General features: G+C 34.9%; 14 protein-coding genes and 1 pseudogene. 12 read left to right on the top strand and 3 right to left on the bottom strand.

Features of this window, described 5'->3' with window-relative positions; all coding sequences use genetic code 11:
• Window positions 1–478: 478 nt before the first annotated feature.
• Both hda and ACKJXD_RS10775 read left to right on the top strand, forming a co-directional pair.
• Entirely contained in the window at window positions 479–1,162 is a 684-nt protein-coding gene (gene hda / locus ACKJXD_RS10780; protein WP_220217257.1) for a DnaA inactivator Hda, read from the top strand.
• A 1-nt stretch (window position 1,163) separates the two neighbouring features.
• Window positions 1,164–1,943 (top strand): Cof-type HAD-IIB family hydrolase, encoded by a 780-nt coding sequence (locus tag ACKJXD_RS10775; RefSeq protein WP_430876284.1) that lies wholly within the window; start codon window positions 1,164–1,166, stop codon window positions 1,941–1,943.
• Window positions 1,944–1,949: 6 nt separating this feature from the next.
• Here the strand turns inward: ACKJXD_RS10775 and ACKJXD_RS10770 are convergent, their stop codons facing one another.
• The 3 genes from ACKJXD_RS10770 to tusB all read right to left on the bottom strand — a co-directional run bounded on the left by ACKJXD_RS10770 (window position 1,950) and on the right by tusB (window position 4,041).
• Window positions 1,950–3,056 carry an anhydro-N-acetylmuramic acid kinase gene (locus ACKJXD_RS10770; RefSeq protein WP_430876283.1) on the bottom strand — a complete coding sequence of 369 codons (1,107 nt, stop codon included), beginning with the start codon at window positions 3,054–3,056 and terminating at the stop codon, window positions 1,950–1,952.
• Window positions 3,057–3,060: 4 nt separating this feature from the next.
• Window positions 3,061–3,624, bottom strand: a complete 564-nt coding sequence (locus tag ACKJXD_RS10765) for a Sua5/YciO/YrdC/YwlC family protein (protein WP_294826817.1) — start codon at window positions 3,622–3,624, stop codon at window positions 3,061–3,063.
• A 138-nt stretch (window positions 3,625–3,762) separates the two neighbouring features.
• Window positions 3,763–4,041, bottom strand: a complete 279-nt coding sequence (gene tusB, locus ACKJXD_RS10760; RefSeq protein ID WP_430876282.1) for a sulfurtransferase complex subunit TusB — start codon at window positions 4,039–4,041, stop codon at window positions 3,763–3,765.
• Between the two features lie 133 nt (window positions 4,042–4,174).
• Between tusB and tsaE the strand changes: the two genes are divergently transcribed.
• The 10 genes and pseudogenes from tsaE (at window position 4,175) to purT (ending at window position 14,840) form a co-directional block, all read left to right on the top strand.
• The gene (gene tsaE / locus ACKJXD_RS10755) at window positions 4,175–4,660 is read left to right on the top strand and encodes a tRNA (adenosine(37)-N6)-threonylcarbamoyltransferase complex ATPase subunit type 1 TsaE (protein ID WP_430876281.1); all 486 of its coding nucleotides are present in this window, start codon (window positions 4,175–4,177) and stop codon (window positions 4,658–4,660) included.
• A 41-nt stretch (window positions 4,661–4,701) separates the two neighbouring features.
• A pseudogene (locus ACKJXD_RS10750) lies at window positions 4,702–5,406 on the top strand (N-acetylmuramoyl-L-alanine amidase); the annotation flags it as partial.
• 20 nt (window positions 5,407–5,426) lie between these two features.
• On the top strand, window positions 5,427–7,307 hold the full coding sequence (gene mutL, locus ACKJXD_RS10745; RefSeq protein ID WP_430876280.1) for a DNA mismatch repair endonuclease MutL: 1,881 nt from the start codon (window positions 5,427–5,429) through the stop codon (window positions 7,305–7,307).
• Window positions 7,304–8,212, top strand: coding sequence for a tRNA (adenosine(37)-N6)-dimethylallyltransferase MiaA (gene miaA, locus ACKJXD_RS10740; RefSeq protein ID WP_294826833.1), 909 nt, complete (start codon window positions 7,304–7,306; stop codon window positions 8,210–8,212). The genes mutL and miaA overlap by 4 nt, the downstream gene beginning before the upstream one ends.
• Window positions 8,213–8,508: 296 nt before the next feature.
• A complete protein-coding gene (gene hfq / locus ACKJXD_RS10735; RefSeq protein ID WP_220216206.1) occupies window positions 8,509–8,754 on the top strand; it encodes an RNA chaperone Hfq in 246 nt (81 codons plus the stop codon).
• A 21-nt stretch (window positions 8,755–8,775) separates the two neighbouring features.
• Window positions 8,776–10,071 (top strand): ribosome rescue GTPase HflX, encoded by a 1,296-nt coding sequence (hflX, locus tag ACKJXD_RS10730; protein WP_220216207.1) that lies wholly within the window; start codon window positions 8,776–8,778, stop codon window positions 10,069–10,071.
• 23 nt (window positions 10,072–10,094) lie between these two features.
• Window positions 10,095–11,309 carry an FtsH protease activity modulator HflK gene (hflK, locus tag ACKJXD_RS10725; RefSeq protein WP_430876279.1) on the top strand — a complete coding sequence of 405 codons (1,215 nt, stop codon included), beginning with the start codon at window positions 10,095–10,097 and terminating at the stop codon, window positions 11,307–11,309.
• Window positions 11,310–11,319: 10 nt separating this feature from the next.
• The gene (hflC, locus tag ACKJXD_RS10720; RefSeq protein WP_430876278.1) at window positions 11,320–12,267 is read left to right on the top strand and encodes a protease modulator HflC; all 948 of its coding nucleotides are present in this window, start codon (window positions 11,320–11,322) and stop codon (window positions 12,265–12,267) included.
• 18 nt (window positions 12,268–12,285) lie between these two features.
• The gene (locus tag ACKJXD_RS10715; protein ID WP_220216210.1) at window positions 12,286–13,584 is read left to right on the top strand and encodes an adenylosuccinate synthase; all 1,299 of its coding nucleotides are present in this window, start codon (window positions 12,286–12,288) and stop codon (window positions 13,582–13,584) included.
• Window positions 13,585–13,658: 74 nt separating this feature from the next.
• Window positions 13,659–14,840: a formate-dependent phosphoribosylglycinamide formyltransferase gene (gene purT / locus ACKJXD_RS10710; protein WP_430876277.1), complete on the top strand. Its 1,182-nt coding sequence runs from the start codon at window positions 13,659–13,661 to the stop codon at window positions 14,838–14,840.
• Window positions 14,841–15,097 lie beyond the last annotated feature (257 nt).

Below are 15,097 nucleotides of genomic sequence, written 5' to 3'. Positions count from 1 at the left end.
TACGTCAAATGATCTAATTTGATCGCCATTTAAATTAAATAAGATCTTTTATGTGATCTTTTTATTTTTATTACTACTAATGTGGATCCTTTCTGTTGATAACTCGATATAGTGATTATTTTATAGGATCTTATTGATCGTGCAACGTTGTTAATTGATCGGATCTTTGTCGATCTAAACTTGTTGATAATTACCTTAGTTATCCACAATTGGTTTTATCTTTTAGGTTATTAATAGCCTTATCACAGCTTATTACTTTCTTTTAACACAGAGTTATCCACAAAAATATATTTTGATTGCTTGTTTTTTGGTCTTTTTATTGACCGTTTTTTAATAGTTTACTGATAAAATATGCTGAGGGATTTTTGGATAACATTTTTTTATTTTTTAAAATTGTTCCTTTTTTATAAAATTCTTTTATTTTTACAAAAGCAAATTTATACTTAACTAGATTAATTTTTTAGTGTGAGGTTACTTTATTACTCTTTCACAATTACCGTTGCCTTTTTCATTACCAAACAGTGAAACTTTTGAAAGTTTTTATATAGGTGATAATCAATTACTACTTGATTCTTTGCAAACTTTATTGGTTAAGCAAGGTTTCAATGTATTTTATATGTGGTCGGCAAGCGCTGCTGGTCGTACTCACCTATTGCATGCATCAAGTCAAAACAAACTGGCTAGTTATATTCCTTTAAAACAGTATTTTCACCTTGTTCCCGAAATCTTACAAGGATTGGATAATTATGATTTAGTTTGTTTAGATGATATTGATGCTATTGCAGGCAATCGGAATTGGGAAGAAGCTATTTTTGATTTATTTAACCGTCTCACTGAAAAAAATATTAGTAAATTATTGATTACTGCCAGTGCTCCACCTAAACAGGTTTCTTTTATATTACCTGATCTGGTTTCACGACTCAGTTGGGGGCAAGTTTATCAATTAAAAGAACTGAGTGATGATGATAAGCTAAAGGCGTTACAACTACGAGCACAATTAAGTGGTTTTGAATTATCGACTGAAGTTGGATTATTTTTATTAAAGCGTGTCCATCGTGATATGCGTACCCTGTTTTCTTTGTTAGAAAAGTTTGAAGTAGCAACATTAGCGGAACAACGTAAGTTAACGATTCCTTTTATTAAAAATATTTTGGATTTGTAATATGAGTAACAAGCCTGAAGCTATCGTTTTTTTTGATTTAGATGGGACTTTATTTAATAGTCAAATAGAGGTTTTAGCAAGTTCAGTTGAGGCAATAAGAAAGCTAAAGCAAAATAATATTATTCCAATGCTTGCAACAGGTCGTACACCTTGTGAAGTGACCGATTTAATGAAAAAATTGTCGATTGATTCTATTATCGGTATGAATGGGCAAATTGTTCTATATAAAGGCGAGAAAGTTTTTACGAATAATATCGATAAAGATTTAATCGCCAGAATGTATCAGTTTTCAAAACAGCAAATGAATATTCCTTTAGCTTTTTATAATGATGAAACAATGCGTATTTCTGAGTGTACTAAAGCAGCAAAAACGTTTTATCACTATCTTAAACAACCTATTCCCCCTGTTGATGATCTGCTTTATCTAAAAGAACCTATTCAAATGATGTTATTGCTGTGCGAAGAAGGTGAATCTGTTTATCGTGATGTTTTTCCGGAATTAACATTTATACGTAACACACCTTATTGTGTTGATGTTTTTAATCATGGTGGTTCCAAAGGCAATGGTATTAATCAGTTATTGCAAAAAAAAGGATTTACTGATGTGCCTACCTACGCATTTGGTGATGGGATGAATGATTTTGAGATGTTTACGACCGTTAATCACCCGATAGCAATGGCTAATGCTGTAGACAAATTAAAAGAACAAGCTGAATTTGTCACTGATTCCAATGATAATGATGGGATTGCAAAAGCCTTAAAAAAATTTGGTTTGATTTAAATGTTATTATTGATAAATCACCCCTAAAGATACAGCTTGGTTTGCACCGGTCACTTCTGGAATATTCGACGGAATATTATTAAGTCGACAATAAGCAAGCCAAGCGAATGCTATTGCTTCCATATCATCACTGTTTATTCCTTTTTCGCTGGTAGTTAACACATCCCAATTGGGCAATAACACAGATAGCCTTTGCATAATAAGAGGGTTTTTTGCGCCTCCACCACACACTAAAAGTTCACATGGTAATTCTGTGTTGATGGATAATTTTGTTATTTCTTGCGCGATAGATAATGCAGTCAATTCAACCAGTGTTGCTTGAATATCCTCAGATTTTAATGTGATACCTGTCAATTTTTGACGTAACCAAGATAGGTTAAACAGTTCTCGTCCTGTGCTTTTAGGGGCGGGTAATTGAAAATAATCTTCATTTAATAACTTATTGAGAAGTTTGGTATCATTCTTTCCTGTTTTTGCCCATTTAGCATCGTTATCATAATTTTTACCAAGACAAGCATTTATCCAACCGTCAAGCAATACATTACCCGGTCCGGTATCGTAACCGATGACGGTTTGATGAGGAATAAGTACCGTGATATTACTTATTCCACCAATATTTAATATCACACGATTAATTGACGGATTTTCAAGTTGTGATTTATGAAAAGCAGGTACTAAAGGTGCGCCTTGTCCACCATAAGCAATATCTTTTCGTCTAAAGTCAGCGACGGTAGTAATGCCTGTTAGGGCGGCAATGATATTGGCATCGCCAATTTGCATCGTAAAAGGGTTTGCACCAAATGGTGAATGGTAAATAGTTTGTCCATGACAACCAATTGCATTAATTTTATTACGCTCTATTTTATGGTGTGTTAAGAATTGATTCACATGATGGGCATAAAGTAAGCCTAACTGGTGATCCAGTTCACCTAAATCTTGTAATGAAGTCTGTTTGGTTTCACAAAGGGTTAGTAATTGTTGTTTAATGTCTTCTGGCATAGAATAACATTCGCTGGCTATTGATTTAACTTTTCCTGCAGTAATATCAACTAATGCAATATCTACCCCATCCATGCTGGTACCTGACATAATTCCAATATATAAATTGTGCATAATACTAACCTTGTCGTATGATTTGACCCGTTTTTATATCCCTAATTTCAGAAGGTGAAGCCCTGTGTCCAGTTTCACCTTGTAATATGGGAAACTGTTCACCAAATTGTAATGCAACTTCGTTTGCGGTAAAACAAGGCGGATAATTTGAAAGATTAGCGCTTGTTGAAACTAAGGGCTTACCAAATAGGTCGCATAATGTACATACCAATGGATGATCAGTAACACGTACTGCAATTGAATCAAATTGACCGGTTAAAAACTGTGGGGTATTTTTATTTTTAGGAAAAATCCAAGTAACCGCACCTGGCCAACTTGCTAAAGCTAACTGTTTTTGTTGATAGGTCAATGCTGACTCATCGATGTAAGGGATAAGTTGATCATAATGACTGGCAATGAGAATTAAACCTTTTTCAATAGGACGGCGCTTTAAATCAAGCAGTTTCATTACTGCAGTTTGACAATCAGGATCGCAACCCAATCCAAAAACAGATTCAGTTGGATAAGCTACAACTTCGCCTTTTTTTAGTAAGTCATCGATTTCTTTTATTGATAATAAATTTACCATTTCTAGTTGGATACAGAATTATATGATATGAAAATCATATTAAACCGAGGTGTATTGAATTGCAAATTGGCTCAGTCAATTTTGAAATATTGTTGATACGGGAAGTAAAAAATCAAATTTAACAGAGTTATTAATTTATTACCAATTCATTTGAGGAAAATGTTTAGCGGTCAATTCAACCATCTGTTGCAGATTAATGATATGCAATCTTTTATCAATAAACGGATCAAGTCCACGCGCTGTAATATCATTATCTAAGATATAACAATGTTGAGTTTTTTCTAAAATAGCATTAAGAATAGGGGTATTTTGTAACGCAATAAATACGCCATTTTGCCAAAATAAGACCGCATCTTGGGCAGAAATAAATTGAGGATCGATTATTGATTGGTTATCTGTTGAAATTGTGTGTAGCATGTTTTTTCACTTATTATGTCAAGACATAATATTAAAGTTAAAATTTAATCAAAAATTGAGTTAATTTTGGTTAGTACCTCTTTAGTTGTTATTAGTATATAATAACAACTATTTATTAAGCAAAATATCCGTTATGAAACCTATTATTTTAGCCGACGAACAACAAACTATCTTCTTTGGTAAGCAATTAGCAAAGCAGTGTTTAAGTTATTTATTGAACAATAATAGTACAATAGTTATTTATTTAATTGGTGAGCTAGGGGCTGGAAAAACAACATTTAGTCGAGGTTTTTTACAACAATTAGGGCATGTTGGTAATGTAAAAAGCCCAACCTATACCTTAGTGGAATCTTATCAATTTGATGATTTTTCAGTTTATCATTTCGACTTATATAGGCTTTATGATCCAGAAGAACTTGAGTTTATGGGGATTCGTGAATATTTTGCTTCGCGATCCATTTCTTTAATAGAGTGGCCACAACAAGCCCAAGGTATTTTGCCAATTGCGGATATTGAAGTTCATTTAAGCTATTTGAAACTTGAACGTACAGCGACTTTGTTGGCAAAAACAGAAAAAGGTCAAGCTATTATTAATCAAATACACTTAGCGGATACATGATGAAAAAACTTCTTACTTTTATGATGTTATTGTTGCTTTGCAGTTCTGCTTATGCTGCTAAAGTGGTGATTGCCGTTGATGCAGGACATGGTGGCAAAGATTCAGGTGCGATAGGTAAAAATAAATTATATGAAAAGACAGTAACCCTTTCTATTGCTAAAAAACTGACTGCGTTACTCAATAACGATCCAAAATTTAAAGGTGTATTAACTCGAACCAGTGATAATTTTATTTCGGTATCCAAACGTTCAGAGATTGCGCGTAATAGTAAAGCCAATTTACTTATATCCATTCATGCCGATGCTGCTCCTAACCGTAGTGCAACTGGTGCTTCAATTTGGGTTTTATCAACTAAGCGAGCTGATACTGAACTTGGTCGTTGGATTGAGCAAGAGGAAAAACAGTCACAGTTATTAGGTGGTGCAGGCGATGCATTAAGTGATGGTCATGATGCTCATTTAAGTCAAGCGGTACTTGATTTGCAATTTTCTTATTCACAGCGTGTAGGCTATGAGCTAGCAACTCAAGTCTTAAAAGCAATGAAGGGTACGATCAAATTGCATAAAAATAAACCTGAACATGCAAGTTTAGGTGTATTGCGATCCCCAGATATACCATCTATTTTAGTTGAAGTTGGTTTTATCTCAAATATAGGGGAAGAAAAATTAATTGGTAGTAGTGCGCATCAAGATAAAATTGCCAAAGCAATCTATCAAGGCATAAAAAATTATGTAAAACAAAATCCTAAGTTTGGAGAAAGACATTAATGGCTATTCATATTCTATCACCTCAGTTAGCAAATCAAATTGCAGCTGGTGAAGTGGTAGAGCGTCCGGCATCAGTTATTAAAGAATTAATTGAAAATAGTTTAGATGCTGGTAGTACGCAAATTGATATTGATTTAGAGCAGGGCGGATGTAAATTAATTCGTATTCGAGATAATGGCTGTGGAATTAATAAGGAAGAATTAGCTTTAGCATTAGCTCGTCATGCAACCAGCAAAATTAATACATTAGACGACTTGGAGGCGATAATAAGTCTGGGATTTAGAGGAGAAGCACTTGCTAGTATCAGCTCAGTTTCCCGATTAACGCTAACTTCTCGAACTGCGGAACAATCTGAAGCCTGGCAAGTTTATGCTGAAGGTCGAGATATGTCTCCAACTATTAAACCTGCTGCACATCCAGTAGGTTCAACGGTTGAAGTGTTAGATCTATTTTATAATACCCCCGCTAGACGTCGTTTTTTGAAAACCGAAAAAACGGAATTTATGCATATTGAAGAGTTTATCAGACGTATTGCGTTGGCGCGTCCTGATGTGACATTTAACTTGCAACATAATGGTAAATTAGTTAAACAATATCGTGCATCTGAGTTAGAAAAACGTGTTGAACTCGTATGCGGTCGTGCTTTTATGCAAAAAGCAGTAAAGTTAGATTGGCAACATGATGATTTATTGATTCAAGGATGGGTTGCAAGTAATGAAGTTAGCGATCTACAATATTTTTATGTTAACGGGCGTGTAATAAAAGATAAATTACTCAATCATGCTCTACGGCAAGCTTATATTAGCCGAACAAACGAACAACAAAGTTATGTTGTATTTTTAAAACTTGATCCAAAGCAAGTTGATGTGAATGTTCATCCAGCTAAACATGAAGTTCGTTTTCATGAGGCTAGACTTGTTCATGATTTTGTTTATCAAGCTATTGTTATGGCACTGGAGTCGTCAGTTGAATCAACATTACCTTTAGAGGATAATCAAACTAAAATATCAATTACACCGAATAGACAAGCGGCGGGTGATAATATTTTCAATCGACAAAATAACCAGACATCTTATTCTACGAATAAGCCATTTCCACAAAAGATAACCAATAATGTAAAAGAAAATAATGCACTGTATGGACAACTTGTTAATATTGATGACCAGCAAAACAAACAAAATCTAAATCTAAATCAAAAACAACAGATTGATTTACCACAGGAACATCACATTACTGAACCACAAAAAGCGGTGATTGAAACTTTATTTCCGAAACGAACAACGCCATTACAGTCATCACTACATCATCAGTTTGATAGTTCATCGTTAGTGCAATTTGGTCGAGTTTTAACTGTTATTCAACCCGATATTGCATTACTTGAAAAATATGAAGACAGCGAGCAAAAATTAATGTTAATGAAGCTGCCAGTTGCAAAGCAAAAAGTGAATGCGATTAAATTGTTATCGCAAGAATCTGAAAAACTACTGATTCCATTAACAATTTTAATTAATCGCAAAGAAGAGCAAGTTCTTACTCACTATAAGGCACAATTAACTTTTTTAGGTTTTGAGTTTAGTTTTGAAAAAGCTAAATTACATTTGCAAAATGTTCCTAAAATGTTACGTACGACAAATTGGCAACAGTTACTACCTGCTTTAATTACTTTTTTATCTGCAGATGAAAATACAACTATCGATCCTACTCAAATTGCCAGTTGGTTAGCTATTAAATGTGAAGATAATAGTTTGGTCAGTTGGAGTGTCGCTAACGTAATTCAATTGCTAGCTCAATTAGAACAGGTAGATATTAAGTTATTAGAACAAGAAACATTTTTATACCCTATTGATATTCAAACTTTTATGCAATCAATTTTATCATGAGTAAACCAAAAATTATTTCATTAATGGGGCCGACTGCATCAGGTAAGACAGCTTTTGCTATGGCGCTTTATGATCGTTATCCTATCGATATAATTAGCGTGGATTCAGCATTGATTTATCGTGGTATGGATATCGGTACGGCAAAACCTACTTTATCTGAACAACAAAAATATCCTCATAAATTGATTGATATTTGTGATCCCTCTGAAAGTTATTCTGCTGCGAATTTTCGGCATGATGCTATTTTGGAAATTGAAAAATCATTAAAAAATGGTCGAATTCCACTATTGGTGGGGGGAACAATGCTCTATTTTAAAGCTTTAATTGAGGGACTTTCACCTCTGCCAGCAGCGAATAGTGAAATACGTCAGCAAATTGAGGAAAAAGCCAATAAATATGGTTGGCAATCGATTCATGAAGAGTTAAAAAAAGTTGATCCCGTTTCGGCTAATAGAATTCATCCTAATGATCCACAGCGTCTTAATCGTGCTTTAGAAGTTTATTTAATTTCTGGAAAAAGTTTAACTGAATTGACACAACATAGTGGTGAACTATTACCTTACGATATTATGCAATTTGCTATCATGCCAAAAGATAGAGCTGAGTTGCATCAACGTATTGAACAACGTTTTTTACAGATGCTGGAGTTAGGATTTGAAGACGAAGTTAAACGATTAATGGAACGAGCAGATTTACATACTAATTTACCCTCTATACGTTGTGTCGGTTATCGTCAAATGTGGGAATATTTAAGTGGTGAAATAAGTTATGATGAAATGGTATTTAAAGGGATTTGCGCCACACGGCAATTAGCGAAAAGACAGATTACTTGGCTTAGAGGATGGAAACAACCAATCACATGGTTAAACGGTGATAATATGGATTCAATTTTTCTAAAAATATAATGATGTAAATTGTTTTAATTTTCTTTTTTTAAGCTTTTAAGTTAGAATAGAAAATTGCATTTTCTTAAAAATTTTTGGATAATTGTCAAGATTCGGTATAATTTTTGTATTTTTTAGTTTAAATACATTAAAATTTTAGTTATTTGTGCATTAATCGCTTTTCGTTAGTTTTATAGCGATGCTTTTTATGTTATTTTGATAATACAGAAGTATCTTATGTCGCATTAAATACTATTATTTTTTGCGTTTACAATTATTTTATCTTCATTATTATTTCATCTATAAAGGATAAACTCATGTCAAAAGGGCAGTCATTACAAGATCCTTATTTAAATTTGCTTCGTCGCGAGCATATTCCTGTCTCAATTTATTTAGTTAACGGGATCAAATTACAAGGTCAAATTGAATCATTCGATCAATTTGTTATTTTATTAAAGAATACGGTAAGCCAAATGGTTTACAAACATGCTATTTCAACAGTCGTACCATCAAGACCTATTTCAGGATTGGTATCTCAGCCTGAAGAGGAAACTGAAAGCTGATAATTTCAGTGGAGAGTTCGATTGTTTGAACGATATAAAGGTGGTGAATCCGCCTTATTAGTGCATGTGTTCTTTCCTAAAGAAAGCGATATTGAGGATCTTAAAGAGTTTGAAATATTAGTTTCTTCAGCTCAGATAGATATTCTCGATATCGTGACAACTTCAAGAAAAGCGCCTCAAGCCAAATATTTTATTGGTGAAGGTAAAGCTATTGAAATTGCTGAAAAAGTGAAAGAATTAGATGCCTCTGTTATTTTAGTCAATCATACCCTAACGCCTACCCAAGAACGAAATCTCGAAAAATTGTGTGAATGTCGTGTTATCGATAGAACAGGACTAATTCTTGATATATTTGCACAACGCGCAAGAACCCATGAAGGAAAATTACAAGTTGAGTTAGCTCAATTACAGTATCTATCGACGCGTTTAGTTCGTGGCTGGACTCATCTTGAGCGACAAAAAGGGGGAATAGGGTTAAGAGGCCCAGGCGAAACGCAATTGGAAACCGATAGACGATTAATTCGTCATCGTATTCAATTAATCTTATCTAAACTTGCTAAAGTTGAAAAACAACGCAACCAAAATAGACAATCCCGAAATAAAGCTGATATTCCAACTGTATCTTTAGTGGGTTATACTAATGCAGGTAAATCAACGCTATTTAATGCATTAACTCATGCTGATGTTTATGCTGCAGATCAGTTATTTGCAACACTTGATCCAACTTTACGCCGAATAGTTGTTGATGATGTAGGCGAAGTCGTGCTGGCTGACACGGTTGGTTTTATACGCCATTTACCGCATGATCTTATTGCTGCATTTAAAGCAACCTTGCTTGAAACTCAAGAAGCAGCCTTATTATTACACATTGTTGATGCCGCTGATCCCAACTTTTTAGATAACATGCAAGCGGTTGATGAGGTTTTGTTGGAAATAGACGCTGATGAAATTCCAACATTAATCGTCATGAACAAAATTGATTTAATCGAAGGCAAACAACCATGTATTGATCGTGATGAAGATGGTTTGCCAATTCGTGTTTGGATTTCTGCTGAAAATGGTTTAGGATTAGATCTCTTATTTAAGGCATTAACAGAAAGACTTGCTAGGCAAATTCAAGTTTGCCAATTAAACTTACCAATTCATTTAGCAAAACTAAGAAGCCGTTTATATCAGCTAAATGCAGTTGAACATGAAGTAATTAATGGAGATGGTAGTTTCCATTTAGATGTAAGGATGCCATCAATCGAATGGAATCGCCTATGTAAACAAGAGCCAGATCTGTTATACTTAATTAATACGCAAAATAACAACTAATTGTTAAATGGAGCATATAAAATATGGCGTGGAATCAGCCCGGCAATAACGGACAAGATAACGATCCATGGGGAAATAACAACCGAAAACCTTCTGGTTCATCGGCTAGTTTATTAAATAAAATCAAAGATATCCTCAAAAATGGTCATTCGAGTAACAACAATGGTAGTTCTTCAGGAAAGAAATTACCGATGAATACTTCTAAAATTATAGGTATCGTAATTGTTGTATTAATTTTTATTTGGGCGCTTAATGGTTTTTATACTATAAATCAAAGTCAACGAGGTGTGATTACACGTTTTGGTCAAGTTCAACCTGAAATTATTCAGCCAGGATTAAATTGGAGAATACCATTAGTAGACAAAGTTTATGCTGTTGATACTCAAGGTACTAAAAATTTCAATGTAAAAGGATTTATCGTCACGACAGGTGAAAACTTAGTGTTCGTTGAAATGAACGTACAATATCGTATTAGTAATCCTTTAAAATATTTATTCAATGTCACAAATGTTGAAGATAGTCTGCGACAAGCGGCTGACAGTGCACTTAGAACCGCTGTGGGTAGTTCAAATATAGACGCAATCATTTCTGATGGGCGTTCTGTGCTTGAAAGTAGTACTAAAGATGAATTAGTTAATGTGATTACGCATTATGATATGGGTATCAATATTGTAGACTTGAACTTCCAAGTAGCGCGTCCACCTGATGAAGTGCAAGATGCTTATGATGATGCTATTCGAGCTCAAGGTGACAGTGAGCGTGAAATTAAAAAGGCTGAAGCCGATAAAGTTCAGATAGTGCAGCAAGCAGAAGGTCGTTCAGCGAGAATTCTAGCCGATGCTAATGCTTACAAAGTACGTATTGAACTTGAAGCTGCGGGTGATGTTGCGCGTTTCGAAAAAATTCTACCGCAATATAAAGCAGCACCTGAAATCACCAAAGAACGTTTGTATATTGAAACTATGGAAAGGGTATTAACCAAAACCAACAAAGTTATTGTTAATGATAAAAGCGGTAACATTATGGTTTTACCATTGGAAAAGTTATTTCAAAATAAAAGAATAACAAATTCTAATCCACCAACATTATCAAATACTAACAGTGATTATAACTTTAAAACGTCTTCTTCAGATGCCATAAAAAATCAGTCTCAAGCAGCATCTGAATTACCAAAAGACCATAACAGTAGCAATAACTCAAATAGCGTAAGAAATACTACGCGGACTATGGGACGTTAAGGAGAAAAATATGCGAAAATTATTAATTCCTATAGTTTTAATATTAATCGGTGTGTATATTTCAAGCGTTTATGTTATTGAAGAAGGTACACGTGGTGTTGTTTTAAGATTCAATAAAATCATTGGATTATCTGAGCCTGGGTTACATTTTAAAATCCCTGGTATGGATACGGTCAAAGTAATTGATGCTAAAATTCAAACAACTAATAGCTCTAATAACAATAAAGAACAACGATTTTTCAATGTGCAAAAGAAAGAGTTAATTGTTGACTATTTTGTGCAATGGAAAATTATTGATTTTAATCGTTATTATGAAACAGTCGCCGGTGGTAATAATGTCGAAGACTTATTATTAGCAAGACTGAATGGTCGTTTACGTGCTGAAATTGGTAAATTAAGTAATAAAGATATTATCAATGATTCTAATGCGGATACACAATCTCGTAATTCTTTGATGAATCGCGTAAAAGATGCACTAAATGGTGGTGCTCAAGAAATAGCTGAAAATGCTTCAACAGATGTACATAAAGATATCGAAGGTAATAAAACGAGTTTACGAGCGTTTGGTGTCGAAGTCATTGATGTGCGAATCAAGCAAATTAATTTTCCTGCTGAGGTTTCAGGTTCAATCTATGCCAGAATGCGAGCAGAACGTGAAGTTATTGCACGAGATAAACGTTTTGAAGGTGTAAAAAAAGCTGAAGAAACAAGAGCAAAAGCTACATTGCAAGAAACAGAAATACTTTCAGAAGCAGAACGCCAATCACGAGTAATTCGTGGTGAAGGCGATGCAATTGCTGCTAAGCTTTATGCGGATGCTTTTGGCAAAGACAAAGAATTTTTTAGTTTTATTCGAAGTTTAAAAGCTTATGAACAAAGTTTCACTGGTAGTGATATTATGGTCATTAGTCCAGATAGTGAATTTTTTCAATATATGAAATTAAAATCTAATAATTAACTGAATGAGTAAAAATCTATGAGTAATAATGTTGTTGTGTTAGGAACACAATGGGGTGATGAAGGCAAAGGTAAAGTTGTTGATTTACTCACAGAAAAAGCAAAATATGTTGTCCGTTATCAAGGTGGGCACAATGCAGGACATACATTAGTCATTAATGGTGAAAAAACGGTATTGCATCTTATTCCTTCAGGAATATTACGTAACGATGTCATTAGTATTATTGGTAATGGTGTTGTACTTTGTCCAGATGCTTTAATGAAAGAGATGAAAGAGTTAGAGGATAAAGGCATACCCGTCAAAGAAAGATTACTCATTTCTGAATCATGTCCTTTGATTTTGCCTTACCATATTGCTCTTGATCAAGCTCGTGAAAAAGCCCGTGGTAGTAAAGCGATTGGGACAACAGGTCGTGGGATTGGTCCGGCATATGAAGATAAAGTAGCTCGTCGAGGTCTTCGTGTAGGCGATTTACGTGATCGTCAAGCGTTTGCAGAAAAATTGAAAGAAGTGATGGAATATCACAACTTCCAATTAGTCAACTATTACAAAGTAGAAGCGGTTGACTATCAAAAAGTGCTAGATGACACATTAGCGATCGCTGATATTTTAATTGCGATGATAGCTGATATTCCTGCACTGTTAGAAGAAGCTCGCAAAAAAGGCGAAAGAATTATGTTTGAAGGTGCGCAAGGGACATTACTTGATATTGATCATGGTACTTACCCTTTTGTGACTTCATCAAATACTACTGCAGGTGGGGTAGCAACGGGTTCAGGCTTTGGACCTCGTTATGTTGGTTATGTACTGGGAATTGTAAAAGCTTACTCTACTCGTGTTGGCGCAGGTCCTTTTCCAACAGAACTTTTCGATGATGTTGGCGAGTATCTTTGTAAACAAGGGAATGAATTTGGCGCAACAACTGGACGTCGTCGCCGTACAGGATGGCTTGATGCTGTCGCTGTTAGAAAAGCAGTACAACTAAACTCGGTTTCAGGATTTTGTTTAACTAAACTTGATGTTTTAGATGGATTAAAAGAAGTTAAAATCTGTGTAGGATATCAATTACCAAATGGTGATGTGATCAAAAACGCACCGGCTTCTGCTGAAGAGTGGAGCTTAGTTAAACCCGTCTATGAATCAATGCCTGGATGGAGTGAATCAACCTTTGGTATAAAAAGCTATGATGCTTTACCACAAGCAGCAAAAACTTATATTAAAAGGATAGAGGAATTAACCGAGACGCCAATTGATATTATTTCAACGGGGCCTGATCGAAGTGAAACCATGATTTTACGTGATCCTTACCAAGCATAATAATAAATTGATTAAAATCGGGAATTATCCCGATTTTTTATTTCAGCAAATAAATAATTGTGGTTGAGGAAACAATGTCTAGAATAGGAACACCATTATCAACAACGGCGACGAAAGTCTTAATTTGTGGTGCAGGTGAGCTGGCTAAAGAAGTTGCCATTGAACTACAACGATTTGGTTGCGAGGTGATTGCCATTGATCGTTATGCCAACGCACCTGCAATGCAAGTTGCACATCGCTATCATATTATCGACATGTTAAACGGTCGTGAGTTAAAAAGCGTAATTGAAAGCGAACAACCAGATTATATCGTGCCTGAAATTGAAGCCATTGCAACAGATACATTAGTAGAGTTAGAAGAACAAGGTTTTACGGTTATCCCTACAGCAAAAGCGACGCAATTAACGATGAATCGCGAAGGTATTCGTCGTTTAGCCGCTGAAAAATTAAAATTACCGACTTCTCCTTATCGTTTTGCCACAAATTTTTTAGAGTTTGAAAAAGCTGTTAATGAAATTGGTTTTCCTTGTTTGGTTAAACCCGTTATGAGCTCTTCAGGTAAAGGACAATCTTTAATACATAACAATAATGATCTTGAATCAGCTTGGCGATATGCTCAAGAAGGCGGACGAGCGGGCGGTGGAAAAGTTATCATTGAAGGTTTTATCGATTTTGATTATGAAATTACCTTATTAACAGTAAGACATATTGATGGCGTATCGTATTGTGAACCGATTGGACATCGACAAGAAAATGGTGATTACCGTGAATCTTGGCAACCACAACACATGTCACCCCAAGCACTTAACTTAGCAAAAGAGATTGCATCAAAAATAACGGAAGCCTTAGGTGGTAGAGGATTATTTGGGGTTGAGTTATTTGTAAAAGGTGATCAAGTATGGTTTAGTGAAATTTCACCTCGTCCTCATGACACAGGAATGGTGACTTTGATTTCACAAAATCTATCCGAATTTTCGTTACACGTAAGAGCTATTTTAGGGTTGCCTATTCCAACGATTGAACAATATGGGGCAAGTGCATCTGCTGTATTAATGGTAGAAGGTGACTCAAATCAAGTTTCTTATATTCATTTAGCCCAAGCACTAAGCGTTGAACAAACCGATCTACGCCTATTTGGTAAACCTGAGGTTAAAGGGGCAAGAAGAATGGGGGTTGCATTAGCAAGGGCAAATAATATTAGCGAAGCGATAGAAAAAGCTAAACAGGTGGCAAATCAGATAAAATTTATACTATAACGCCTTGTTTTGAATAAAAAGCGACCACTCAACCCAAAAATAATAAAAAAACCAAAATAAGGGTTGACGACATCAAGTGAAATGAGTAACATACGCAACCCTTGAGACAGCAAACTAAATCAACAAAACTTGATAAGGTAAAAAAGCTGTCAGCTCTTTAAAAAGAAGAAACAGACAATCTGTGTGGGCACTTGCGAGACGAAAAATTAAAAGTCTACGGACTCAAAAAATTAAGTCTTGATAAGTGACACTGAAGA

The organism is Gilliamella sp. G0441, from assembly GCF_050589305.1.
In the GTDB taxonomy this organism is placed as follows: Bacteria; Pseudomonadota; Gammaproteobacteria; order Enterobacterales; family Orbaceae; genus Gilliamella.
Note: the sequence above shows the minus strand (reverse complement) of the source record. Positions and strands in the feature narration are given on the sequence as shown.

What these genes read in the sequence shown, in the direction of transcription:
- ACKJXD_RS10775 (WP_430876284.1), top strand. Translation starts at nt 1,164, where the DNA reads ATGAGTAACAAGCCTGAAGCTATCGTTTTTTTTGATTTAGATGGGACT.
- ACKJXD_RS10770 (WP_430876283.1), bottom strand. Translation starts at nt 3,056, where the DNA reads ATGCACAATTTATATATTGGAATTATGTCAGGTACCAGCATGGATGGG.
- ACKJXD_RS10765 (WP_294826817.1), bottom strand. Translation starts at nt 3,624, where the DNA reads ATGGTAAATTTATTATCAATAAAAGAAATCGATGACTTACTAAAAAAA.
- tusB (WP_430876282.1), bottom strand. Translation starts at nt 4,041, where the DNA reads ATGCTACACACAATTTCAACAGATAACCAATCAATAATCGATCCTCAA.
- tsaE (WP_430876281.1), top strand. Translation starts at nt 4,175, where the DNA reads ATGAAACCTATTATTTTAGCCGACGAACAACAAACTATCTTCTTTGGT.
- mutL (WP_430876280.1), top strand. Translation starts at nt 5,427, where the DNA reads ATGGCTATTCATATTCTATCACCTCAGTTAGCAAATCAAATTGCAGCT.
- miaA (WP_294826833.1), top strand. Translation starts at nt 7,304, where the DNA reads ATGAGTAAACCAAAAATTATTTCATTAATGGGGCCGACTGCATCAGGT.
- hfq (WP_220216206.1), top strand. Translation starts at nt 8,509, where the DNA reads ATGTCAAAAGGGCAGTCATTACAAGATCCTTATTTAAATTTGCTTCGT.
- hflK (WP_430876279.1), top strand. Translation starts at nt 10,095, where the DNA reads ATGGCGTGGAATCAGCCCGGCAATAACGGACAAGATAACGATCCATGG.
- hflC (WP_430876278.1), top strand. Translation starts at nt 11,320, where the DNA reads ATGCGAAAATTATTAATTCCTATAGTTTTAATATTAATCGGTGTGTAT.
- ACKJXD_RS10715 (WP_220216210.1), top strand. Translation starts at nt 12,286, where the DNA reads ATGAGTAATAATGTTGTTGTGTTAGGAACACAATGGGGTGATGAAGGC.
- purT (WP_430876277.1), top strand. Translation starts at nt 13,659, where the DNA reads ATGTCTAGAATAGGAACACCATTATCAACAACGGCGACGAAAGTCTTA.